The organism is Kitasatospora sp. NPDC048298, assembly GCF_043201465.1.
Taxonomy (GTDB): Bacteria; Actinomycetota; Actinomycetes; order Streptomycetales; family Streptomycetaceae; genus Kitasatospora.
This window is the reverse complement of sequence record NZ_JBICYZ010000030.1, coordinates 25065-46429: the sequence shown is the minus strand read 5'-3', so window position 1 is coordinate 46429 and position 21365 is coordinate 25065. Positions and strand designations below refer to the sequence as shown.

The window sequence follows — 21365 nt, the reverse complement described above, 5'->3', positions numbered from 1 at the left end:
CCTCCGGCCGGTTGGTCACCTCAGGCGTTCTTCGCCCAGAGGAAGCCCGGTACAGGGGTGTACCGCGCGGCCGCACGCCAGTCGTCGTCCGGCGGGCAGGGGGTGGGCGGACACGGGGGCGGCGGGCACTCCTTGCTGTCCTTGACCGTGATCTCCACGCGCGGGCAGTCCTCGGTCAGCTCGACCGTGGCCACCGCGGGCTGCGGCAGCTCGTAGCCGGGAGGTGCCTGCGTCTCCTGCCAGTAGTACGTACCCAGCGGCAGGTCGGCGGCGGAGCAGACACCCGACGCGGGGGTCACGCACGGAGCGCCCACGGGGGTGTCCGGGTTGGTCCCGTCGGTCTGCAGGCCCGCGAAGCCGTTGGTCTCGCGCCACAGCTGGAAGGTCGCCCCCGCCAGCGGCTTCCCGGTGTCGGCGTCCACCTTAGTGACGGAGGTGGACCCGGTCGGGGTGGACGACTTCGCGTCCTTGACGGTGACCTGGACGTCCGGCCGGGCCGCGTCGAGCACCACCGTCGTCACCGCGGGCTGCGGCAACTCGTAGCCGGGCGGCGCGAAGGTCTCCTGCCAGTAGTACGTACCCAGCGCCAGGTCGTCCGCCGAGCAGACGCCCGTGGCCGGGGTGACACACGGAGAGCCGACGGCCGTGTCCGGGTTCGCCCCGTTGGTCTGCAGACCGGGCACGCCGTTGGTCTCGTGCCACAGCTGGAAGACCGCACCTGCCAGGGGGTGGCCGGTCCCGGCGTCCACCTTCGTGGCGGTGGTGGACCCGGTCGGCACGACCGACTTCACGTCCTTCACCGTGACCTGGATGTTCTGCCCGTCGGTGTCCAGCACCACGGTCGTCACCGCGGGCTGCGGCAGGTCATAGCCGGGAGGCGCCTGCGTCTCCTGCCAGTAGTACGTGCCCAGCGGCAGGCCGTCCGCGACGCAGAGACCCGACGCGGGCGTCACGCACGCCGAACCCACGGCCGTGTCCGGGTTCGCCCCGGAGGTCTGGAGGCCGGCCACGCCGTTGCTCTCGCGCCACAGCTGGAAGGAGGCTCCGGCGAGCGGCTGTCCGGTGACGGAGTCGACCTTGGTGACGCTGGTGGCACCGGTCGGAGCGACGGTCTTGGCGTCGGCGACGGTGACCGCCACGTTCTGCCCGTTGGCGTCCAGTTCCACGGTGGTCACGTTGAGGTCGGGCAGCTCGTACCCGTCGGGGGCCGAGACCTCCTGCCAGTAGTAGGTGCCCAGCGGCAGGCCGGTCGCGGAGCAGACACCCGACGCGGGGGTCACGCACGGGGAGCCGACGGCGGTGTCCGGGGTCGCCCCGGTGGTCTGCAGGCCCGCGACACCGTTGGTCTCGCGCCACAGCTGGAAGGTCGCCCCCGCCAGCGGCAGCGAGGTCGCCGAGTCCACCTTGGTCACGCTGGTGGACGCCGTCGGGGCGGCCGTCTCGGTGTCGGCGACGGTGACCGGGACGTTCTGCCCGTTGGTGTTCAGCACGACCGTGGTCACGTTGAGCTCGGGCAGGTCGTAGCCGGGAGGCGCCGCCGTCTCCTGCCAGTAGTAGGTGCCCAGCGGCAGGCCGGTCGCCGAGCAGACACCCGAGGCGGGGGTCACGCACGGAGCACCCACGGGAGTGTCCGGGGTCGCCCCGGTGGTCTGCAGGCCCGCGACACCGTTGGTCTCACGCCACAGCTGGAAGGTCGCCCCCGCCAGCGGCAGCGAGGTCGCCGAGTCCACCTTGGTCACGCTGGTGGACCCGGTCTCCTCGACCGGGCTCAGGGTGTCCCTGACGGTGACCGGAACATTCTGCCCGGCCGTGTCGAGGACCACCGTCGTCACCGCGGGCTGCGGCAGGTCGTAGCCCGGAGGCGCCTGGGTCTCCTCCCAGTAGTAGGTGCCCAGCGGGAGGTCGGCGGCGGAGCAGAGGCCGTTCCTCGCGGTGGTGCAGGGGGCGCCGACCTTGGTGTCCGGGGTCGCCCCGGTGGTCTGCAGGCCCGCGACGCCGTTGGTCTCGCGCCACAGCTGGAAGGTCGCGCCCGCCAGGGTCTGGCCCGTGACGGAGTCGACCTTCGTGACGCTGGTCGAGCCGGTCGGGGCCGGCGGGTTGCAGTCCGGGAGGTCGCCGTCGAAGGGGTAGGCGTGGAACTCGGTCCCGGTCATGCCGCCGCCGGAGTTGTGCAGCAGCGTGCCGGTGGTGAAGAACCGTCCGTTCAGACCGGGCAGGCTCATCGAAGCGGTGCTGGCCGGGTTGCCGACGAGCACGCTGCCCTGGAACTGCCCCGATCCCGTGAGGGTGACGGTCGTCGCGGTGGGGAAGTTCCACAGCAGGCGCTCGCGCAGCTGGTTCCAGGGGTCGGTGTCCTCGAGGCTGCCGCTGTACGTGTTGATGGTGCGGGCGGAGCCCACCAGGTTGACCAGCACGGTCGCGTTCGCGGGGATCCCGGCGAACGCGATGCCCTGGGTGGAGCCGCCGCGCCCGACGAGGTCGAAGTCGACGTTGAAGACCTGCAGTGCGGAGGTGCCGTCACCGGTGAACAGGGTCTGGAACCCCTGGTTGACGGCGGTTCCGGTGGCCGGGCGGGGCGCGCTGACCCCGGCGTAGCACTGGCTCGCGGTCTGCAGCTCCCCGCGCAGCGGCGTGTAGGCGGCCACCGCCTGGGCGTCCTGGATCTTCGTGCCCGTGATGGTGCCGGTGGCCGTGCCCGCGTAGCGGACGACGCCGCCCTCGGCCAGCAGCGACTGCCCCGGGGCCACGGTGACGTCGCCCCCGGCGGTGAGGAAGTCGGCCCCGTCCGGCGGGGGGACGCGCGAGCCTACGCCGACGATGCCGATGTTGTAGACGGAGCTGACTCCGGCGGCCTTGTTCACGTCGAAGCTGCCGAGGGTCACCACGTGTCCCTCGGCCTCCGCGGCCGACTCGCTCACGTGGAAGTCGCCGCCGACGAAGATGTTCACGCCGGCGTCGCGGCCCGCGAAGGGCCCGTTGTTGACGGGCGGGAAGGTCGCCGGGCAGTCGGCGCCCAGGCACGGCCCCAGGCCTCCCGGGAGGCCGGCCGCCTGCGCCGCCGTCGGTGAGACGAGGGACATTCCGAAGGGGACGAGTGTCAGGGCCAGGGCGGTGCCCACCGCCCTGCCGAATCGGCGTCTCCAGGTGAGCGTCGTCACCGGATCCTGACTGGGCTTCACCTCGGTCCTTTCATCGTTCGAGCACAATGTGGCCCTCGGAGTGTGATCAGCCGGCGCGCCGGGCGCGTGCGACGCGCGCGCGGTGTCCGCTGAACGCGGCGCCCGTTGCACCCGATCGGGTGCACACGATGCGGCGGCCGCGCGGCCGCAGGGTCTCCCGGCCCCGGATCAGGGCCCTCCGGCCCTGATGCGCCATCGGCGACGGCCCCATCCTGGACGCGTCGAGGCCCCGTCCCGCCGCCTCGCCCGAACGACACCACGAGTCCCGGAGGACCTGCATGTTCTGCTTCCAGTGCGAACAGACCGACCGCACCGGCGCCACCCCCGGCTGCGCCGGTCCGATCAGCAACTGCGGTAAGGATTCCCCCACTTCGGACCTCCAGGACCTGCTGATCCACGCGGTCAAGGGCATCTCCCAGTACGCCGCGAAGGCGCGCGCCCTCGGCGACCCGGACGACGAGGCGGCGGCCTTCGTCCTCTACGCGGTCTTCACCACGCTCACCAACGTCAACTTCAACCCGACCCGCTTCGCCGCCCTGATCCAGCTGGCCGTCGGCGTCCGCGACCGGGCCCGGGAGCGGTACGAGCGGGCCGCGCGGGCCGCCGGGCAGGAGCCGCAGACGCTCACCGGGCCGGCCGCCTGGACCCCGGGGGCGGACCCCGCCACGCTGGTCGGCCAGGCGCCGGGCGTCCGGGTGGACATCGGGCTCCCGCTGGTGGGGCCGGAGGTGGTCGGGCTCCGCTCGCTCCACCTCTACGCGCTCAAGGGCATCTGCGCCTACGCCCACCACGCCGACGTGCTCGGCCGCCGCAGCCCCGAGGTGCTCGGCGGCGTCGAGGAGGCCCTCGCCTACCTCGCCGGCGACCCCACCGACCCCGCCGAACTGCTGGAGCGCGCCGTCGGCCTCGGCCGGCTGAACCTCGCGGCGATCGAACTGCTCGACGCCGCCAACACCGGCACGTACGGCCCCCAGCAGCCCACCGCCGTCCGCACCACCCCGGTCGCCGGCAAGGCGATCCTGGTCAGCGGCCACGACCTGCGGGACCTGGAGGCCCTGCTGGTGCAGACCAGGGACCAGGGCATCAACGTCTACACCCACGGCGAGATGCTCCCCGCCCACGCCTACCCGCTGCTCAAGGCCCACCCGCACCTGGTCGGCAACTACGGCGGCGCCTGGCAGGACCAGCAGCAGGAGTTCGCCGCCTTCCCCGGCCCGATCCTGATGACCTCCAACTGCATCATCGAGCCGCACGTCAGCTACCGCCGCCGGATCTTCACCGCCGGACCGGTCGGCTGGCCCGGCGTGCGGCACCTCGCCGACCACGACTTCCGCCCGCTGATCCAGGCCGCCCACGCCCTGCCCGGGTACCCGGAGACCGCGGCCGAGGAGGAGGCCGTCACCGTCGGCTTCGGCCGGGACGCCGTGCTCGCCGTCGCCGACCAGGTCGTCCACGCCGTACGGCAGGGCGACATCCGGCACTTCTTCCTGATCGGCGGCTGCGACGGGCCCACTCCCGGGCGCGACTACTACACCGACTTCGCCCTCGGCGCGCCCCGGGACAGCGTGGTGCTCACCCTCGGGTGCGCCAAGTACCGCTTCAACCGGCACGACTTCGGCGAGATCGCGGGCCTCCCCCGGCTGCTGGACCTCGGCCAGTGCAACGACACCTACTCCGCCATCCGGATCGCCACCGCGCTGGCCGACGCCTTCGAGTGCGAGGTCAACGACCTGCCGCTCACCCTGGCGCTGTCCTGGACCGAGCAGAAGGCCGTCGCGGTGCTGCTCACCCTGCTCGCGCTGGGCATCCGCAACATCCACCTCGGCCCCTCGCTGCCCGGCTTCCTCACCCCCGCCCTGGTCGACGAGCTGGTGAAGCGGTTCGACCTGAGGGTGATCGGCGACCCGGCCGCCGACCTGGCCGCGGCCCTCGAACGGACGGCGTCGTGAGCACGGAGAGCCTCGTCGGCACGGACGCCCCGCCGGCCGCGGCCGGATCGCACCCGGTCGCCCTCACCACCAGCGACGGCGGCCGGTTGGAGTTCGACTGCGCCCCCGGCCGCAGCGTCCTGGAGGCCGCGGCGGAGGCCGGCGCCGCTCTGCCGGCCTCCTGCCGCCAGGGCACCTGCGGCTCCTGCCACGCCTCGGTCACCGGCGGGCCGTACGAACTCGGCCCGCACAGCGAGCAGGCCCTCCCGCCGGGCGCGCGCGAGCGCGGCGAGGTGCTGCTCTGCCGCACCTTCCCGTGCGGGCCGCTGACGGCCGTCCTGCCGTACGAGCAGTCCCGCATCCTGTACGGCGGCATCCCGGTCCGCGAGGCCGTCGTCTCGGCGCTGGACCGGGTGACCCCGGACACCGTCCGGCTGGAGCTGCACCTCGACGACCCGGACTGCCAGTTCGACCCGGGCCAGTTCGTGGAGCTCCAGGCCCCCGGCGACGAGGTCAGGCGCGCGTACTCGCTCGCCAACACCGGCAACTGGGAGGGCCGGCTGGAGTTCTACGTCCGGCTGCGGGAGGGCGGGCACTTCTCGTCCTACCTCGCCGACCGGGCCCGCCCGGGCGACCGGCTCACCGTGCACGGCCCGCAGGGCGCCTTCGGTCTGCACGAGACCGGCCTGCGTCCGCGCTGGTTCGTGGCCGGCGGCACCGGCCTGGCGCCGCTGCTGGCGATGGTCCGCCGGATGGCCGAGTGGCAGGATCCGCAGCCGGCCCGGCTGTTCCTCGGCGTCAACGAGCCGCAGGACGTCTACGGGTTGGACGAACTCGCCGCCGTGGCGGCCGAGTTGCCCGGCTTCCGGTACGAGGTCTGCGTGTGGAGGCCGGGCCCCGGCTGGTCCGGGCCGACCGGCACCCCGGCCGACCTGCTGGCCGCCGCTCTGCCCGAACTCGGCGGCGCCGCACCGGACCTGTACGTCTGCGGGCCGCCGGCCATGGTGGACGCGGTGCTGCACGCCGCCGCCTCGGCCGGGGTGCCGCCCGAGCAGGTGCACCGGGAACGCTTCCTGGCGACCTGACCGCCCGCACCGCTCCCCCGGCCTCACCTGACCGGGCCGTCGCCGACCCGCTCGGCGGCGGCCCGGTCCGCTTCCGGGCTCCCGTCCGCGCCGCCGGCGGAGTCGTACTCGGCGAGGGTCTCGCGGGTGAAGCCGAAGAAGTAGGTGGCCAGGAAGCCCACCAGGTAGCCGGTCAGCAGCCCGCCACCGTAGACGGCGGCGGCCGCGAGCAGTCCGTGCGGACCGGCCAGCAGCGGGAAGAGGGCCCAGCCGGAGGGGCCGATGGCGGTGGAGCCGACGGCGCCGCCGAGCTGGCCGGCCACCCCGACGAAGGCGCCGCCGGCCGCGCCGCCGACGCAGGCGGTGACGAAGGGGCGCCCCAGCGGCAGGGTGACGCCGTAGACCAGGGGCTCGCCGACGCCGAGCAGGCCCGCCGGGAGCGCGGACCTGATGGTGGCCCGCAGCGAGGCGTTGTGGCGCAGCCTCAGGTAGACGGCCACGGCGCAGCCGACCTGCCCGGCCCCGGCCATGGCGAGGATCGGCAGCAGGACGGTGGAGCCCTGCTGCTGGATCAGGGTGGTGTGGATCGGGATCAGCGCCTGGTGCAGGCCGAGCATGACCAGCGGCAGGAAGAGGCCGCCGAGCACGAGCCCGGCGAGCAGCCCGCCGTGGGCGAGCAGCCAGGTGGCGCCGTGGCCGATGGCGGTGGAGATCTCCCCGGCGACGAACATCAGGCCGAACAGCGCGGCCAGCCCGCCGAGCAGGACGGTGACGGTGGGGGTGACCAGGACGTCCAGGGCGGCGGGGACCAGTCGGCGGGTCCAGCGCTCCAGGTACACCGCGAGCAGCGCGGCGCCGAGCGCGCCGACCACGCCGCCCTGCCCGGGGGTGAGGTGGTGGCCGAAGGCCTCCACCTTGGCGACCCCGGCGTAGACGATCACGGCGGCCACGGCTCCGCCGAGCACGGGCGTGCCGCCGAACTCCTTCGCCGTGTTGTAGCCGACGAAGACGGCGATCAGGGACATGAATCCGGCGGAGACCGGCCCCAGGGCGGTGACCAGCGCCGGCGCCCAGCCGAGGTTGGCGAGGGCCCCGGAGAGGCCGGCGACGATCCCGCAGCCGATCAGGGCGGGGATCAGCGGGACGAAGATGTTCGCGATCCGGCGCAGCGCCAGCTTCACCGGGGTCGCGTTGCGCACCCGGGCCCGTGTCCGGATGCGCTCGCCGCGGGCGGCGAGTTCCTCGGCGGTGGGGGCGGGCCCCGGTCGCTCCCGTTCGCCCGCCCGGGCCGCTCCGGCCGTTCCGCCCGCCCCGGCCGGTGCGCCGGGGGACTCCAGGAGGCGGTTCAGCTGGGCGGTGACCCCGGCGACGGCGGCGGGCCCGAGCACGATCTGGTAGGTGTCGTCCTCGACCGTTCCCAGGACCGCCGGCAGCGCCCGGAGCGCCTCGGTGTCGACCAGGGAGCGGTCCGCCAGGCCCAGCCGTAACCGGGTCATGCAGTGGGCGACCGAGCGGATGTTGGCGGCGCCACCGACCAGCGGGAGGATCGCCTCGGCCACGGCGCGGTTCTTCTCGTCCGACATGCCGGGTGACGTACCCGGGTGCTCCCCCGGCTCAACCGCCGTCGTACGCGGCGGTGCCGAGTCGGGCCGCCGGCCGGGGGGCGCCGGCGTCCGCCCGGTCCGGGAGCGGGTCGTCCTCGGTGAGGCCGATGCGCACCCGGTGCACGTACCGGTCGATCAGGTGGCGCAGCACGCTGACGGTGGCGGCGACGTCCGGCTCGGGGACCCCGTCCAGCACGTTACCCAGGGAGGCGAGGTTGGCCTGTTTCAGACGGTCGATCAGTTCCCGTCCGTCGGCCGTGATCGCCACCCGGCGGGCCCGTCGGTCCTGGGTGTCCTGGGTGCGTTCCACCAGCCGCTGACCCTGGAGGCGGTCGATCTGCCTGGTGACGTGGGAGGACTTGACCATCAGCCGGGCGGCGAGGTCGCTCACCCGGCTGGGCCCGTCGGTCTCGACGAGCGCGCGCAGCAGGTAGACGTCCGAGCGCGCGGCCGTGACACCGGCTCTCGCCATCCGGCGCTCGTGCTCCTGTGAGCGCGTCAGCAGGTAGGCCAGGGTGTCCAGGACGTCCTCCAGTCCGTCCAGGCCCCCTGATTCGGTGGCGGCGGTCCGACCGTCCTCGGCGTCTTCTTCGTCCGACATGGGGGAACCTTAGCGATCCGGGACGGCCGTGGCAGCAACGGGGAGCCACGGCCGGATTTCGGACAGTTTCGGCCGACGTCCGCACACCCCTTTCGCCACCACGGAACGCGAGTTAGCGTGACGTTCAGTTAGTTGCTTTGGGCACGTAAATATGGACCCGACTCAGCTCCCGGAAGGGGATTCACCGATGGCCACCGCCGAGAAGACCCCGCGGTTCACCCACCCCGCCGCCCGCGGCGCCTGCCCGTTCGCCCCGCCGCCCGCCTACGACGAGGCCCGGCGGGAGGAGCCGGTCAGCCGCGTCACCCTGTGGGACGGCTCCACCAGCTGGCTGGTCACGCGCCACGAGGACATCAAGGCCGTCCTCTCCGACCCCCGGTTCAGCGCCGACTCCACCCGCCCCGGCTTCCCCTTCGTCAGCGAAGGCGCCCGGCAGCTGAACACCGGCCGGCCCACCATCATCCGGATGGACGACCCCGAGCACGCACACTTCCGCCGGATGCTGACCGGCGAGTTCATGGTCAGGAAGGTCGAGGCGCTGCGCCCCGAGATCCAGCGGATCGCCGACGAGCTGCTGGACCGGATGACCGACGGACGCACCAGCGCCGACCTGGTCCGCGAGTTCGCGCTGCCGCTGCCCTCGCTGGTCATCTGCCTGCTGCTCGGCGTCCCCTACCAGGACCACGACTTCTTCCAGGGCTGCAGCCGCGTCCTGCTGCGCCGCGCCTCCACCGCCGAGGAGGTCTCCACCGCCCAGGCCGAGCTGGCCGCCTACCTGGTCGAGCTCACCGAGGCCAAGCGCGCCCGGCCCGACGACAGCATCCTCAGCCGTCTGGTGGAGCGCGGCGAGCTGAGCACCGAGGAGATCGCCGGCATGGGCCGGCTGCTGCTGGTCGCCGGACACGAGACCACGGCGAACATGACCTCGCTCTCCGTGCTCGCCCTGCTGCGCAACCCCGACCAGCTCGACCACCTGCGCAAGCACCCCGAGTCCGTGCCCGGCGCGGTCGAGGAGCTGCTGCGCTACCTGAGCATCGTGCACTCCGGCCTGACCCGGGTCGCCACCGAGGACGTCGACGTGGCCGGCGTGCGGATCACAGCGGGCGAGGGCGTGATCTGCATGGTCAACACCGCCAACCGGGACGAGCGGGAGTTCCCGGGCGCGGACGAGCTCGACCTCACCCGCGACGCGCGCCGCCACCTGGCCTTCGGCTTCGGCGTCCACCAGTGCCTGGGACAGCCGCTGGCCCGGCTGGAGCTGCAGATCGCGCTGACCAGCGTCCTGCGGCGGCTGCCCGAACTGCGCCTGGCCGTACCGTTCGAGGAGGTCCCCTTCCGCGGCGAGATGCTCGTCTACGGCCTCCACGAACTGCCCGTCTCCTGGTGACCAGGCTCCCCGGGGAGCCGCCACGACCGCACCGACCCACCTGCCCCGCCGCGGAATCCACCGCAACCGGGGCACCCGTTCCGAAGGGAAGACCATGCTCGTCCGGATCGACCAGGAAAAGTGCTGCGGCGCCGGGAGCTGCGTGCTCGCCGCCCCCGACGTCTTCGACCAGCGCGACGAGGACGGCATCGTCGTCCTGCTCGACACCCGGCCGCCCGCCGGGCTCCACCAGGCCGTCCGGGACGCCGCCGCGGTCTGCCCGGCCTCGGCGATCCAGCTGGAGCAGGTGTGACCGCACTGCGGGAGGTGGCCGTGGTCGGCGCGGGCGCGGCCGGGCTGCACGCCGCCGAGGCGCTGCGCCGGTCCGGCTACGACGGCCGCCTCACCCTGATCGGGGCCGAGCCCGAACCCCCCTACGACCGGCCGCCGTTGTCCAAGCACGTGCTCGGCGGCGAGTGGCAGCCCGAGCGCCTGGCCCTGCGCGGCCCCGAGGCGCTGGACGAGCTCAGGCTCGACCTGCGCCTCGGGGTCAGGGCCGAGCGGCTGGACCGCCGGGAACGGACCGTGCTGCTCTCCGACGGCCGGGCGGTGCGCTGCGACGCCGTCATCCTGGCCACCGGGGTCCGCCCGCGCCGGCTGCCCGGCGCCGACGCGCCGCGGCCCGGGGCGCACGTGCTGCGCACCCTCGCCGACGCCCTCGCCCTGCGCGAGGAACTGCGCCCGGGCGTACGGCTGTTGGTGGTCGGCGGCGGGCTGCTCGGCGCCGAGGCGGCGGCCACCGCGGTCGGTCTCGGCGCCGAGGTCACCTGGCTGACCTCCACCGCCACGCCGCTGGCCGCCGTCCTGGGCACCGAGACGGCCGCACTGCTGGCCGGCCTGCACCGCGAGCACGGGGTGCGGCTCCACCGGGGCGCGGCCACCGCGCTGCTCGAACGGCGCGGCCGGGCCGCGGGCGTCCGGCTGGCCGACGGCTCCGAACTGGCGGCCGACGCCGTGCTGATGGCCGTCGGGTCCGAACCGGCCACCGAGTGGCTGGCCGGCAGCGGCGTCCCGCTGGACGACGGCGTGGTCTGCGACGCCTACTGCGCCGCCGGCCCCGGCGTCTGGGCGGCCGGGGACGCCGCCTCCTGGCCCGACCCGCGCACCGGCCGGCACCGGCGCGTCGAACAGCGCACCAACGCCTCCGAGCAGGCCATGCACGCGGCCCGGAACCTGCTGGCCGGCCCGGACGGCGCCCGCCAGGCCTACCGGCCGGTCCCGTACCTGTGGACCGACCAGTACGGGCTGCGGGTCCAGGTGTTCGGCCGGCCCGGCGGCGCCGAGCACTTCGAGGTGGTCGACGGCAGCCTGGCGGAACACCGCTTCGCCGCCGTCTGCGTCCGGGACGGCCTGGTCAGCGGCGCGGTGGGGATCGCCTCCGCCCGGGCGCTGCGCGGGCTGCGCGCCCAAGTGGCGGCGCACGGCCCGTGGCCGCCCGAGCCGGTCCGGACGCCCGAACCGGTCGGGGCGCCGGAACCGGCCTGAGGACCCGAGCCTGCCTGAGGGCCCGGCTGCCCGAACCGGCCCGAGGGCCCGGGCCGGGGGCGGTGCGCCCGCCAACCGGGCGAGGCGGCGGGCGGCCCGGCATGGTGCGAGGACCCTGGCCGCCCGGGCCCGGAGACTGGTGGCCCGCCGCCGGCCAGGGGAGAACGCATGGACGACCGCGACCGCAGCCGCCGAACCGCCCGGGAGCCCGCTCCGATCCCCGGAGTGAGCCCCCGGGCCGGGGTCCTGGGCACCGCCCTGGCCGCCGTGCTCGCCTTCTCGCTCTCCTCCGGCTCCTGGCAGTGGTTCTCCAGCTACATCGGGCTGACCCTCCTCGCCGTGGTGCTCTCCTCCACCCACCCACCGAGCCGCGCCACGGACGCCGGGGCCGGCTACGCCCGGAACCTGGCCGCCTACACGCTGGTCATCGGCCTGACCGTGGCCCTCACGCTGGCCCCCGCGATGCAGCGCTGGCCGTGGCTCTTCCCGATGCCGGGCACCCGAGGTGACTGCCCCCACCTCGGCGACTACGCGCGGCTGCAGGCCCAGGCCGCCCTCGGCGACCTGGCCGCCCGCGACGGTGCCGCGCTCGCCGCCGCCCAGGAGCAGCAGGCCGGTCACGCCGTCGCCGACTGCCTGGCCGCCACCACCACGCTCTGGCTGCCGGTCTACGCGCTGGGCGCGGCGCTGCTGGCCGCGGTCGTCGTCCTGCTGCTGGACCGGGCCCGCACCCGTCGGCAGCCGTCCGGGGCCGCGGCGGGATGACGGGCCGCACCCGCTCGCCCACCGTCGGCGGCCTACCGGTCGAACGGCCTTCGGACTATCGTTAGTTGGCGGAAGCTATCGAAATCCCCACTCCGACCGGGCGGCCCGCCGAGCGGCCGGGCCCGGCCCAGGCCCGGGCGGCCGGCAGGAGGCAGCGGTGGCGACACGACTCTCCGACAGCGGCAGGACGGGGCGGCTTCGCCCGGCCCGTACCGGGGTGGCACCGGACCACCCCCGGTACAAGTGGGTGGCCCTGTCCAACACCACGCTCGGCACCCTCATCGCCACCATCAACGCCTCGATCGTGCTGATCTCGCTGCCCGCGATCTTCAACGGCATCGGCCTGGACCCGCTCCAGCCGGGCAACGTCAGCTACCTGCTGTGGATGCTGATGGGCTACATGCTGGTCACCGCCGTCCTGGTGGTCACCCTCGGCAGACTGGGCGACATCCACGGCCGGGTGCGGATCTACAACGCCGGCTTCCTGGTCTTCACCCTGACCTCGGTGGCGCTCTCCCTCGACCCGCTGCACGGCGCGGCGGGGGCGCTGTGGCTGATCGGCTGGCGGGTGGTGCAGGCGGTCGGCGGCTCGATGCTGATGGCCAACTCCGCCGCGATCATCACCGACGCCTTCCCGGCCGACCGGCGCGGCACCGCGCTCGGCGTCAACATCGTCGCCGGCATCGCCGGTTCCTTCATCGGACTGGTCCTCGGCGGGCTCCTGGCCGAGTGGAACTGGCGGTCGATCTTCTGGGTCAATGTGCCGATCGGCCTGCTCGGCACGGTCTGGGCCTACCGGTCGCTACGCGACACCGGGGTGCGCAAGCCGGCCCGGATCGACTGGTGGGGCAACATCACCTTCGCCGTCGGACTGACCGCCCTGCTCGCCGCGATCACCTACGGCATCCAGCCGTACGGCGGCCACACCATGGGCTGGACCAGCCCCTGGGTGCTGGCCGGGCTGTTCGGCGGGGTGGCACTGCTGGCCGGCTTCTGCCTGATCGAGTCCCGGACCGCCGAGCCGATGTTCCCGCTCTCGCTCTTCCGCGACCCGGTCTTCGCGGGTGGCAACGCCGCCACCCTGCTGGGCTCGATCGCCCGCGGCGGGCTGCAGTTCATGCTGATCATCTGGCTCCAGGGCATCTGGCTGCCACTGCACGGCTACGACTACGCCGACACCCCGCTGTGGGCCGGCATCTACCTCGTCCCGCTGACCGTCGGCTTCCTGGCCGCCGGGCCGATCTCGGGCTACCTGTCGGACCGCGCCGGGGCCCGGCTCTTCGCCGCCGGCGGGCTGGTGGTGATGGCGCTCTCCTTCGCCGGGCTGCTCCTGCTGCCCACCGACTTCGGCTACCCCTGGTTCGCCCTGCTGGTGTTCCTCAACGGCCTGGGCGGCGGCCTGTTCGCCGCCCCCAACACCTCGCTGATCATGTCGAGCGTGCCGGCCGCGGCCCGCGGCGCCGCCTCCGGCATGCGGGCCACCTTCCAGAACGCCGGCATGGTGCTGTCGATCGGCGTCTTCTTCTCCCTGATGGTGGCCGGCCTGGCCGGTTCGCTGCCGCACACCCTCACCGCCGGACTGACCGCCCAGGGCGTACCCGCCGCCGACGCCCGCACCATCGCCTCGCTGCCGCCGGTGGGCACCCTGTTCGCGGCCTTCCTCGGCTACAACCCGATCCAGCAGCTCCTCGGCCCGCACGTGCTCGGCCAGTTGCCGCCGGACAACGTCCGGACGCTGACCGGCCGGCAGTTCTTCCCCCAGCTGATCTCCGGCCCCTTCCACGACGGGCTGGTGGTGGTGTTCTGGCTGGCGATCGCGATGTCGCTGGTCGCCGCGGCCGCCTCGCTGGTCCGCGGGCGGCCCCGGCCCGCCACCGGGGAAGCCGCCGACCCGCCGCCCGCCTCGGCACCGGCCGCCGCCGGGGCGACGGCCGCGACGAACCGACCGGCCCCCACCACCCCACCGACCCCGCCGTCCGAGGAGCACGGGCCGTGAGCGCGGACGGCGAGGGCCTCTCCGCCGAAGCCGTGGTCCGGCTGCGGCTGGCGATAGGCCGGCTCAACCGCCAACTGGTCCGCGCCTCCGGAGACCAGGACCTCACCGCCGCCCAGCTCTCCGCCCTGGCCCGGGTGGAGCAGCACGGGCCGCTACGGCTCGGCGAACTCGCCGCCCGCGAGGGCGTAGCCGTCCCGTCCATGGTCCGCACCGTCGCCCCGCTGGTCACCGACGGCCTGGTCGCCAAGACCCCCGACCCGCAGGACGGACGCTCCCAGCTGCTCGCCCCCACCCCGCTCGGGCTGGAGACCCTCGCCCGGATCCGCCGCGAGCGCACCGCCCTGCTGGCCCGCCGCAGCACCCGGCTCACCCCCGAACAGTGCCGCACCCTGGAGGCAGCCCTCCCCCTCCTGGAACTGCTCCTCGACGAACCCGCCACCCCCTGACCCGGCCCGGGGAAGCGCCCTCGGGCTCTGGAGCACCCGCGGGCGTACGCCGCTTCCGAGCGCGGTACCGCCCCCGGCCCGGCTGGTGGCAGGCTGACGGGCATGACTCACGACCCCACCGCCGTCCCCGAAGACTGGCACACCCCGGCCGAACTGACGCCGTTCCAGGGCGGCGAGACCTTCCTGGGTACGGACGCCGGGACGGTGCTGGAGTTCTGGCGCTACGCGATGCCCGACCTCCGGACGAACACCACCCGGGGCCTGCTGGCCGAGTTCCTGGTCCACCGGGCGGTGGGCGCGGTCCGGCGCAACGCGGAGTGGGAGAGCTTCGACGTCCTGGCGCCGAACGGGCTCAGGATCGAGGTGAAGACGAGCGCCTACCTCCAGGCCTGGGGCCAGCGCCGGCTGTCGGAGATCCGCTTCTCCCGGCTGCGCGGACGCACCTGGACGCCCGGCGACGGAGACGCCCCGGAGCAGTCCTACAACGCCGACGTCTACGTCTTCGCCCTCCACACCGCGCGCACCCATGCCGACTACGACCCGCTGGACATCGGCCAGTGGGACTTCTACGTCGCTTCCCGCGCGCTGGTGGAGGCCACCGGACGGGCCAGCCTGGGGCTGGCCTCCGTCCGGCGGCTGTGCGGGGAACCCGTCGCCTACGAGCAGCTCCCGGACCACATCAGGGCTGCCGTGAACGAACCTTCGCCTTACGCGGGCCAGGGCACCGAGGTCTCGACCGCGGCGGTGTAGTCGACGCCGGGGACGTCCCAGCCGTAGAGCTGCCGGAACTGGTTGTAGAACCAGGCCGATCCGGTCGGGTCGGCGGCCAGCGCGGCCGCCGGGTCGGCCCACAGCTCCCGCACCCGGTCCTGCACGGCGGCGTCGAGCTCCCAGCCGTCCAGGCGGATGCGGCCCTGGTCGTCCAGGGTGAGCTCCTTCGCGCCGGTCAGCTGCTCCCACAGGTCCACGGCCTGGTCGTCGGTGGTGCGCCAGCCGTCCTCGCCGAGGACGTTGCGCAGCAGCGAGGTGTAGAGGGCGATGGAGGGGATGGCGGTGGACGCCTGGGTGACGGCCGCGCCGGCGACGACGGTGAACGCCCGGCCCCGGTCGGCGAGCAGCCCGGTCCGCAGCTGCCCGGCGGTGGCCTCCAGGTGCTCCTTGGCGGCGCCGATCGTGCCCTGCCGGTAGACCGGCGCGGTGAGCTCGGAGCCGACGTAGGACAGCGCCACGGTGGTGAAGTCGGGGCCGAGCAGGTCCGCCTCGGCCAGGGCCCGCACCCACAGCTGCCAGTCCTCGCCGCCCATCACCTTGACGGTCGCCGCCCGCTCGGCCTCGTCGGCCGGGGCGAGGTCGACGGTGCCGATCTGCGGGGCGCCGTCCTCGAAGAGCAGGGACGGTGAGGTGTACGGGGCGCCGATCGCCTTGAGCACCGAGTGGTGGACCTCGCCGGTGGCCGGGTCGGTGCGGCGGGGCGAGGCGAGCGAGTAGACGAGGTAGTCGACCGGGCCGTAGCGCTCGGTGAGGAGCTTGAGCACCTCGGCGCGGGTGGCGTCGGCGTAGGCGTCGGCGTTGACGAAGGTGAAGTCGCCCCCGTCGCTTTCGACCAGGGCGGAGGTCGCGGCGGTGCGGTACCAGCCGGCGGTGGCGGTGCGCCGCTCGGTGGCGGCGGCCTCGTAGGCGACGCCGATGCCGCGGATGCCCTGGCGGCGCAGCCCGGCGAGCAGGATCGCCTGGCCGTAGCCGGCGCTGGCGCCGAGGACCAGGGCGACCGGGGCCCGGCCGGCCGGCGCCGCGGGCTCGATGCGCCGCCACTGGCGGTCGACGGTGGCTTCGCTGCCGGCCGGGTGGGAGTTGACGATCAGGTAGCCCCGCTGCTTGGGGGTGATCTGCTGGTTGCTCACGCGGTGGCGCCCTCTCCGATCCGAAGATCGTGATCATGGTGTCGGTCGTCCGGAGCCTATCCGCGCCGGCGGGCGCCACCGCTGCCCTGCCGTCACGAAGATGCCGCCCGCGCTTGTCGGAGGTCGTCATTGCGGTGGGCGTCCGCGTCGGCTACTCCGTCCCGTCTCCCCGGCGGTTCGCGGGGCCGGTCAGCGGGCCGCGCGCCCCGGGCGGTCCAGCCGCCAGACCACGGCGGTCCCGCTGCCGGCCGGGGCGACGGGCAGTGCCGCCGGCTCCTGCCGGAGTTCGGTGAAGCCCAGGCGGCGCGGGACGGCGGCGCTGGCGGTGTTGGCCCGGTCGTGCACGACCTCCAGGTACGCCACGTCCGGCAGGGTGAACATCTCCTCGGCCAGCGCGGCCACCGCCCGGGTGGCGAGGCCCCGGCCGGTGGCGGCCGGGTGCAGCCAGTAGCCGACGCGCCGGACGCCGGGCTCGTCCGCGCGGACGGTCTGACACATGCCGACCGGGGTGCCGTCCTCGGCGATGGCGTAGGTGTACACCTCGCCGCTCACCCACCAGGTGTCGCACCTGGCGAGCAGGGCCCGGGTGTGCTCCTCGTCGTGCCCGGCCACCCAGGACTCCCAGGGCCGCAGGTGGTCCAGGGACTCCTCGATCAGCGTGAAGGCCGCCGTGAAGTCGCGTTGCCCCTGCCAGCGCCGCAGCGCGAAGGCCCCGCAGTCGATGACGTCCCTCGGTCGCACCATGTCGGCCGCTGTCCTCTCCGGCCCGGATCGACTCCGCAGCCCGTCGTCGACTTCCGTTTACCGTACGACTGGTGGGTGTCAGGGGTCTCGCCGGGGCAGGGGAAGTCGACCGGCTTGCCCTGGGCCAGAGTCGCGGCCGTCGTCGGCGTGCCGGTGCCCGCGTCCTGGGCGCCGGCACCCACGTGTCTCGTCCCGCACCCCGCCGCCAGCACGGCGAGCGCCGCCAGTGCCGGTATGCCGAGGCGCCCCCGCCGGGTCCTGATCGTCGTCATCCCGCGATGATGCCCCGGCCGGCCGACCCGCGTCACCCCTTCGCACCGCGCGCCCGCACCGCGCGGCCGACCACGCCCGTTCCGCCGTTGGAGTGCTCTGCCGACGCCCGGCGCGGCAACCGCGGCACTCGGCCGCCCCGCGCGCCGCGCGGCCCACTAGGTTCCTGCCGTGGACGAAACCAGGGCTTCGAAGGGGCGCGAACCGTCCGCCGGCGAGCGCCTCACGGCCCGCCTGGACGGGCGGCTGCCGGTCACGGAGGCGGGCCGTGAGCTGCTGCGCAAGGTCTTCCCGGACCACTGGTCCTTCCTGCTCGGCGAACTCGCGCTGTACAGCTTCGTGGTGCTGCTGCTGACCGGCGTCTACCTGACGTTCTTCTTCCGGCCGAGCATGAACGAGGTGGTCTACCAGGGTGCCTACCTGCCGCTCAGCGGCGTACGGGTGTCCGAGGCGTACGCGTCCACCCTGCGGATCAGCTTCGAGGTGCGGGGCGGACTGCTGATCCGCCAGGTCCACCACTGGTCGGCGCTGCTGTTCGCCTCGGCGATCGGCGTGCACCTGCTGCGGGTGTTCTTCACCGGGGCGTTCCGCCGCCCGCGCGAGCTCAACTGGGTGATCGGGGTGACGCTGTTCAACCTCGCGCTGCTGGAGGGGTTCTCCGGCTACTCGCTGCCCGACGACACCCTCTCCGGCACCGGACTGCGGATCGCCGAGGGCGTGCTGCTCTCGGTGCCGATGGTCGGCAGCTACCTCACCCTGTTCGCGTTCGGCGGCCAGTTCCCCGGGACCGAGATCATCCCCCGGCTGTTCACGGTGCACGTCCTGCTGGTCCCGGGCCTGCTGCTGGCCCTGGTCGGGGCGCACCTGACGCTGGTGGTGGTGCTGAAGCACACTCACTGGGCCGCGCCCGGCCGCACCAACCGCAACGTGGTGGGGATGCCGTTCTTCCCCCAGTTCCTCACCCGTACGGTGGGCCTGATGTTCGCGGTGGGCGGCGTGATGGCGCTGTCGGCCTTCCTCGCCGAGGTCAACCCGATCTGGCGGTACGGCTCCTACCGCCCCGACGTGGTCGGGACGGGCGCGCAGCCGGACTGGTACATCGGCTTCATCGAGGGGGCGCTGCGGCTGATGCCGGCCGCGGAGACCAGGGTGTTCGGGCACACCGTGTCCTGGAACGTCTTCCTGCCCGCCCTGGTGGTGCCCGGCCTGCTGTTCGCGGCGCTGTACGCCTACCCCTTCGTCGAGCGGTGGCTCGACGCCGACACCGGCGAGCACCACCTGTGCGACCGTCCGCGCAACCGGCCCACCCGCACCGCGCTGGGCACCGCCGGGATCACCGTCTACGCGGTGCTGCTGGTCGCCGGCGGCAACGACGTGATCGCGTACACCTTCGAGGTCTCCGTCAACGCGCTCACCGTGGCGCTGCGGACGGCGCTGATCGTGCTGCCGCCGGTGGTCTTCCTGCTCACCCGGCGCCTCTGCCTGGCCCTGCAGGCCAGGGACCGCGCCCGGCTGCTGGACGGCGACGAGACCGGCCGGATCGACCAGTCGCAGGACGGGGGCTTCTCCGGCCACCACCGCCCGGTGCCCGAGGCCGAGCGGTACGTGCTGCTGGCGCGCGCCGCGGAGGAGCCGGTCACCGCCGCCGAGGGGGCGCCGCGGCACGAGCGGGTCCGGGCCGCGGCGAGCTCCTGGTTCCACCGCGACCGGGTCGAACTCCCCTCCACCGAACGGGAGTCGGAGCGGATGACGGCCGTCCTCACCGCCCCGGCCCACCCCGCTCCCCCGGCCGTCCGGGCGCCCGAGCCCACCCGGGGCGGCCCGCTCCGACGGGTGCTGCGCCGGCTCAGCCCGCGCCGTGGTCGCGGTACTGGAAGATGAAGCCGGCGACGGCGAGCGCGAGCACCAGGGCGCCGACGACGATCAGCCACCGGGCGAAGACCAGCCCCAGGGCGAAGACCGTCACCCCGACCGCCGCGAGCACCGGGTAGCCGCTGCGGGCCGGGAAGAACCCCACCGGCCCGGCGGTCTCCGCGATCTCGGCCTCCTTGCGGTCCTGCGCCCGGCCGCCGCCCAGCCGCTGGTGCTGGACGAACCAGAACAGCGCGACCAGACCGGACATCAGGAACGCCACCGTCAGGATCGCCTTGCCGGCCGGCTCCCGGGCCCAGAAGCCGTAGACGAGTCCGGTCACCGCGAAGAACGCCGTCATGACGGCGAACAGCCACCCCTCCGCCTTCACCGTCCGCTCCCCCGCTCGCCGCCGCGGCCCCGCGGCACACCGGAGCCGCCCGAGGCCTCCTCCGACGGCACCTCCGGATGGTGCAGGTCGAAGGCGGGCGACTCGGAGCGGATCCGGGGCAGCGCGTGGAAGTTGTGCGACGGCGGCGGGCAGGAGGTGGCCCACTCCAGCGACCGGCCCCAGCCCCACGGGTCGTCCTCGGCGGTCTTCTGGCCGTACCTGGTGGTCCGCCAGACGTTGTAGAAGAACGGCAGGTTGGAGACCCCGAGCAGGAACGAGCCGATCGAGGCGCACACGTTCAGGGCGGTGAAGTCGTCGACCGGCAGGTAGCCGGCGTAGCGGCGCGGCATCCCCTGGGCGCCGAGCCAGTGCATCACCAGGAAGGTGGTCTGGAACCCCGTGAACAGGATCCAGAAGTGGATCTTGCCGAGCCTCTCGTCGAGCAGCTTCCCGGTGAGCTTCGGCCACCAGAAGTAGAAGCCCCCGAAGGTCGCGAAGACGACCGTGCCGAACAGCACGTAGTGCAGGTGGGCCACCACGAAGTAGCTGTCGGTGACGTGGAAGTCGATCGGCGGCGCGGCCAGCAGCACCCCGCTCAGCCCGCCGAACAGGAAGGTCACCATGAAACCGATCGACCAGAGCATCGGGGTCTCGAAGGACAGCGAGCCGTTCCACATCGTCCCGACCCAGTTGAAGAACTTCACCCCGGTGGGCACCGCGATCAGGAACGACATCAGCGCGAAGAACGGCAGCAGCACCTGGCCGGTGGCGAACATGTGGTGCGCCCACACCGACATGGACAGCGCGGTGATGGCGATCGTCGCGCCGATCATCCCGTAGTAGCCGAACAGCGGTTTGCGGCTGAACACCGGGATGATCTCGCTGATGATGCCGAAGAACGGCACCGCGACGATGTACACCTCCGGGTGGCCGAAGAACCAGAACAGGTGCTGCCACAGCAGCGCCCCGCCGTTCGCCGCGTCGAAGGCGTGGGCGCCGAACTTGCGGTCCGCCTCCAGGCAGAGCAGCGCGGCGGTCAGCACCGGGAAGGCCAGCAGCACCATGACGGAGGTGAACAGCACGTTCCAGGTGAAGATCGGCATCCGGAACAGCGTCATGCCCGGCGCCCGCAGGCAGGTGATGGTGGTGACGAAGTTGACCGAGCCCAGGATGGTGCCGAGGCCGGCCACCACCAGCCCGAACGCCCACAGGTCCCCGCCCGCCCCGGGCGAGAACAGCGGACCGTTCAGCGGCGCGTACGCGAACCAGCCGAACGAGGGCGCGCCCTGGGTGGTGAGGAAGCCGCTCAGCACCATCAGCCCGCCCAGCAGGAAGGCCCAGTAGGTGAAGGCGTTCAGCCGGGGGAAGGCGACGTCCGGCGAGCCGATCTGCAGGGGCATGATCGCGTTGGCGAACCCGGCGAAGGTCGGGGTGGCGAACAGCAGCAGCATGATCGTGCCGTGCATGGTGAACAGCTGGTTGTACCGCTCGTTCGACAGCAGCCCGGTGTCCGGCCCCATCAGCTGGGCCCGCATCAGCAGCGCGAGCACGCCCCCGACCAGGAAGAAGCCGAAGGCCGTCGCCAGGTAGAGGTTCCCGATGACCTTGTGGTCCGTGGTGAACAGCCAGCGCAGCAGCGTGCTGCCCTGCCGGACCCGCGCCCGGGTGCGGTCCTGCGCACGGGGCGGCGCGGTGGACGAAGCGCTCATGGAAC

17 protein-coding genes are annotated in these 21365 nt (G+C 73.7%); 10 read left to right on the top strand and 7 right to left on the bottom strand.

All coding sequences use genetic code 11. From position 1 onward, the window contains the following. Positions 1-20 precede the first annotated feature (20 nt). Positions 21-3080: a SpaA isopeptide-forming pilin-related protein gene (locus ACGF0D_RS22325; RefSeq protein WP_392918744.1), complete on the bottom strand. Its 3060-nt coding sequence runs from the start codon at positions 3078-3080 to the stop codon at positions 21-23. 377 nt (positions 3081-3457) lie between these two features. Between ACGF0D_RS22325 and hcp the strand changes: the two genes are divergently transcribed. Continuing rightward, the gene (hcp, locus tag ACGF0D_RS22320; protein ID WP_392918742.1) at positions 3458-5128 is read left to right on the top strand and encodes a hydroxylamine reductase; all 1671 of its coding nucleotides are present in this window, start codon (positions 3458-3460) and stop codon (positions 5126-5128) included. Then, complete coding sequence (locus tag ACGF0D_RS22315; protein WP_392880593.1) at positions 5125-6192, top strand: FAD-binding oxidoreductase; 1068 nt, start codon at positions 5125-5127, stop codon at positions 6190-6192. Before hcp ends, ACGF0D_RS22315 begins: the two co-directional genes overlap by 4 nt. A 23-nt stretch (positions 6193-6215) precedes the next feature. On the opposite strand, the gene ACGF0D_RS22310 is transcribed toward ACGF0D_RS22315, so the two are convergent. Both ACGF0D_RS22310 and ACGF0D_RS22305 read right to left on the bottom strand, forming a co-directional pair. Then, positions 6216-7754: a PTS transporter subunit EIIC gene (locus ACGF0D_RS22310; RefSeq protein WP_392918739.1), complete on the bottom strand. Its 1539-nt coding sequence runs from the start codon at positions 7752-7754 to the stop codon at positions 6216-6218. 31 nt (positions 7755-7785) lie between these two features. After that, the gene (locus tag ACGF0D_RS22305) at positions 7786-8376 is read right to left on the bottom strand and encodes a MarR family winged helix-turn-helix transcriptional regulator (protein ID WP_392918736.1); all 591 of its coding nucleotides are present in this window, start codon (positions 8374-8376) and stop codon (positions 7786-7788) included. Between the two features lie 187 nt (positions 8377-8563). On the opposite strand from ACGF0D_RS22305, the gene ACGF0D_RS22300 reads away from it, so the two are divergent. The 7 genes from ACGF0D_RS22300 to ACGF0D_RS22270 all read left to right on the top strand — a co-directional run bounded on the left by ACGF0D_RS22300 (position 8564) and on the right by ACGF0D_RS22270 (position 15244). Continuing rightward, the gene (locus ACGF0D_RS22300; RefSeq protein ID WP_392918733.1) at positions 8564-9763 is read left to right on the top strand and encodes a cytochrome P450; all 1200 of its coding nucleotides are present in this window, start codon (positions 8564-8566) and stop codon (positions 9761-9763) included. A gap of 94 nt (positions 9764-9857) precedes the next feature. Then, entirely contained in the window at positions 9858-10055 is a 198-nt protein-coding gene (locus ACGF0D_RS22295) for a ferredoxin (RefSeq protein WP_392918730.1), read from the top strand. Continuing rightward, complete coding sequence (locus ACGF0D_RS22290) at positions 10052-11287, top strand: NAD(P)/FAD-dependent oxidoreductase (protein ID WP_392918727.1); 1236 nt, start codon at positions 10052-10054, stop codon at positions 11285-11287. Before ACGF0D_RS22295 ends, ACGF0D_RS22290 begins: the two co-directional genes overlap by 4 nt. Before the next feature lie 168 nt (positions 11288-11455). Further along, positions 11456-12052, top strand: a complete 597-nt coding sequence (locus ACGF0D_RS22285) for a hypothetical protein (protein ID WP_392918724.1) — start codon at positions 11456-11458, stop codon at positions 12050-12052. Positions 12053-12269: 217 nt separating this feature from the next. After that, positions 12270-14048 (top strand): MFS transporter, encoded by a 1779-nt coding sequence (locus ACGF0D_RS22280; RefSeq protein WP_392918886.1) that lies wholly within the window; start codon positions 12270-12272, stop codon positions 14046-14048. Beyond that, on the top strand, positions 14045-14494 hold the full coding sequence (locus ACGF0D_RS22275) for a MarR family winged helix-turn-helix transcriptional regulator (protein WP_392918721.1): 450 nt from the start codon (positions 14045-14047) through the stop codon (positions 14492-14494). Before ACGF0D_RS22280 ends, ACGF0D_RS22275 begins: the two co-directional genes overlap by 4 nt. A 102-nt stretch (positions 14495-14596) precedes the next feature. Next, complete coding sequence (locus ACGF0D_RS22270) at positions 14597-15244, top strand: hypothetical protein (RefSeq protein ID WP_392918719.1); 648 nt, start codon at positions 14597-14599, stop codon at positions 15242-15244. Here the strand turns inward: ACGF0D_RS22270 and ACGF0D_RS22265 are convergent. Together ACGF0D_RS22265 and ACGF0D_RS22260 are read right to left on the bottom strand one after the other, a co-directional pair. Beyond that, entirely contained in the window at positions 15202-16395 is a 1194-nt protein-coding gene (locus tag ACGF0D_RS22265) for an enoyl-[acyl-carrier-protein] reductase FabV (RefSeq protein WP_392918716.1), read from the bottom strand. The two genes, ACGF0D_RS22270 and ACGF0D_RS22265, sit on opposite strands and share 43 nt — an antisense overlap. Before the next feature lie 189 nt (positions 16396-16584). Then, the gene (locus ACGF0D_RS22260; protein ID WP_392880572.1) at positions 16585-17139 is read right to left on the bottom strand and encodes a GNAT family N-acetyltransferase; all 555 of its coding nucleotides are present in this window, start codon (positions 17137-17139) and stop codon (positions 16585-16587) included. Between the two features lie 441 nt (positions 17140-17580). Here ACGF0D_RS22260 and ACGF0D_RS22255 point away from each other — a divergent pair, with 441 nt between their 5' ends. Further along, a complete protein-coding gene (locus ACGF0D_RS22255; protein WP_392918713.1) occupies positions 17581-19290 on the top strand; it encodes a cytochrome bc complex cytochrome b subunit in 1710 nt (569 codons plus the stop codon). Here ACGF0D_RS22255 and ACGF0D_RS22250 read toward each other — a convergent pair. Both ACGF0D_RS22250 and ctaD read right to left on the bottom strand, forming a co-directional pair. Further along, complete coding sequence (locus ACGF0D_RS22250; RefSeq protein WP_392880565.1) at positions 19256-19651, bottom strand: cytochrome c oxidase subunit 4; 396 nt, start codon at positions 19649-19651, stop codon at positions 19256-19258. The two genes, ACGF0D_RS22255 and ACGF0D_RS22250, sit on opposite strands and share 35 nt — an antisense overlap. Next, entirely contained in the window at positions 19648-21360 is a 1713-nt protein-coding gene (ctaD, locus tag ACGF0D_RS22245) for a cytochrome c oxidase subunit I (RefSeq protein WP_392918710.1), read from the bottom strand. Before ctaD ends, ACGF0D_RS22250 begins: the two co-directional genes overlap by 4 nt. Between the last annotated feature and the right edge of the window lie 5 nt (positions 21361-21365).

Bases quoted from the DNA above. Each gene is read 5' to 3' on its own strand.
- ACGF0D_RS22300 (WP_392918733.1), top strand. From the start codon at position 8,564: ATGGCCACCGCCGAGAAGACCCCGCGGTTCACCCACCCCGCCGCCCGC.
- ACGF0D_RS22325 (WP_392918744.1), bottom strand. From the start codon at position 3,080: ATGTCCCTCGTCTCACCGACGGCGGCGCAGGCGGCCGGCCTCCCGGGA.
- ACGF0D_RS22305 (WP_392918736.1), bottom strand. From the start codon at position 8,376: ATGTCGGACGAAGAAGACGCCGAGGACGGTCGGACCGCCGCCACCGAA.
- ACGF0D_RS22270 (WP_392918719.1), top strand. From the start codon at position 14,597: ATGACTCACGACCCCACCGCCGTCCCCGAAGACTGGCACACCCCGGCC.
- hcp (WP_392918742.1), top strand. From the start codon at position 3,458: ATGTTCTGCTTCCAGTGCGAACAGACCGACCGCACCGGCGCCACCCCC.
- ACGF0D_RS22295 (WP_392918730.1), top strand. From the start codon at position 9,858: ATGCTCGTCCGGATCGACCAGGAAAAGTGCTGCGGCGCCGGGAGCTGC.
- ACGF0D_RS22310 (WP_392918739.1), bottom strand. From the start codon at position 7,754: ATGTCGGACGAGAAGAACCGCGCCGTGGCCGAGGCGATCCTCCCGCTG.
- ACGF0D_RS22285 (WP_392918724.1), top strand. From the start codon at position 11,456: ATGGACGACCGCGACCGCAGCCGCCGAACCGCCCGGGAGCCCGCTCCG.
- ctaD (WP_392918710.1), bottom strand. From the start codon at position 21,360: ATGAGCGCTTCGTCCACCGCGCCGCCCCGTGCGCAGGACCGCACCCGG.
- ACGF0D_RS22260 (WP_392880572.1), bottom strand. From the start codon at position 17,139: ATGGTGCGACCGAGGGACGTCATCGACTGCGGGGCCTTCGCGCTGCGG.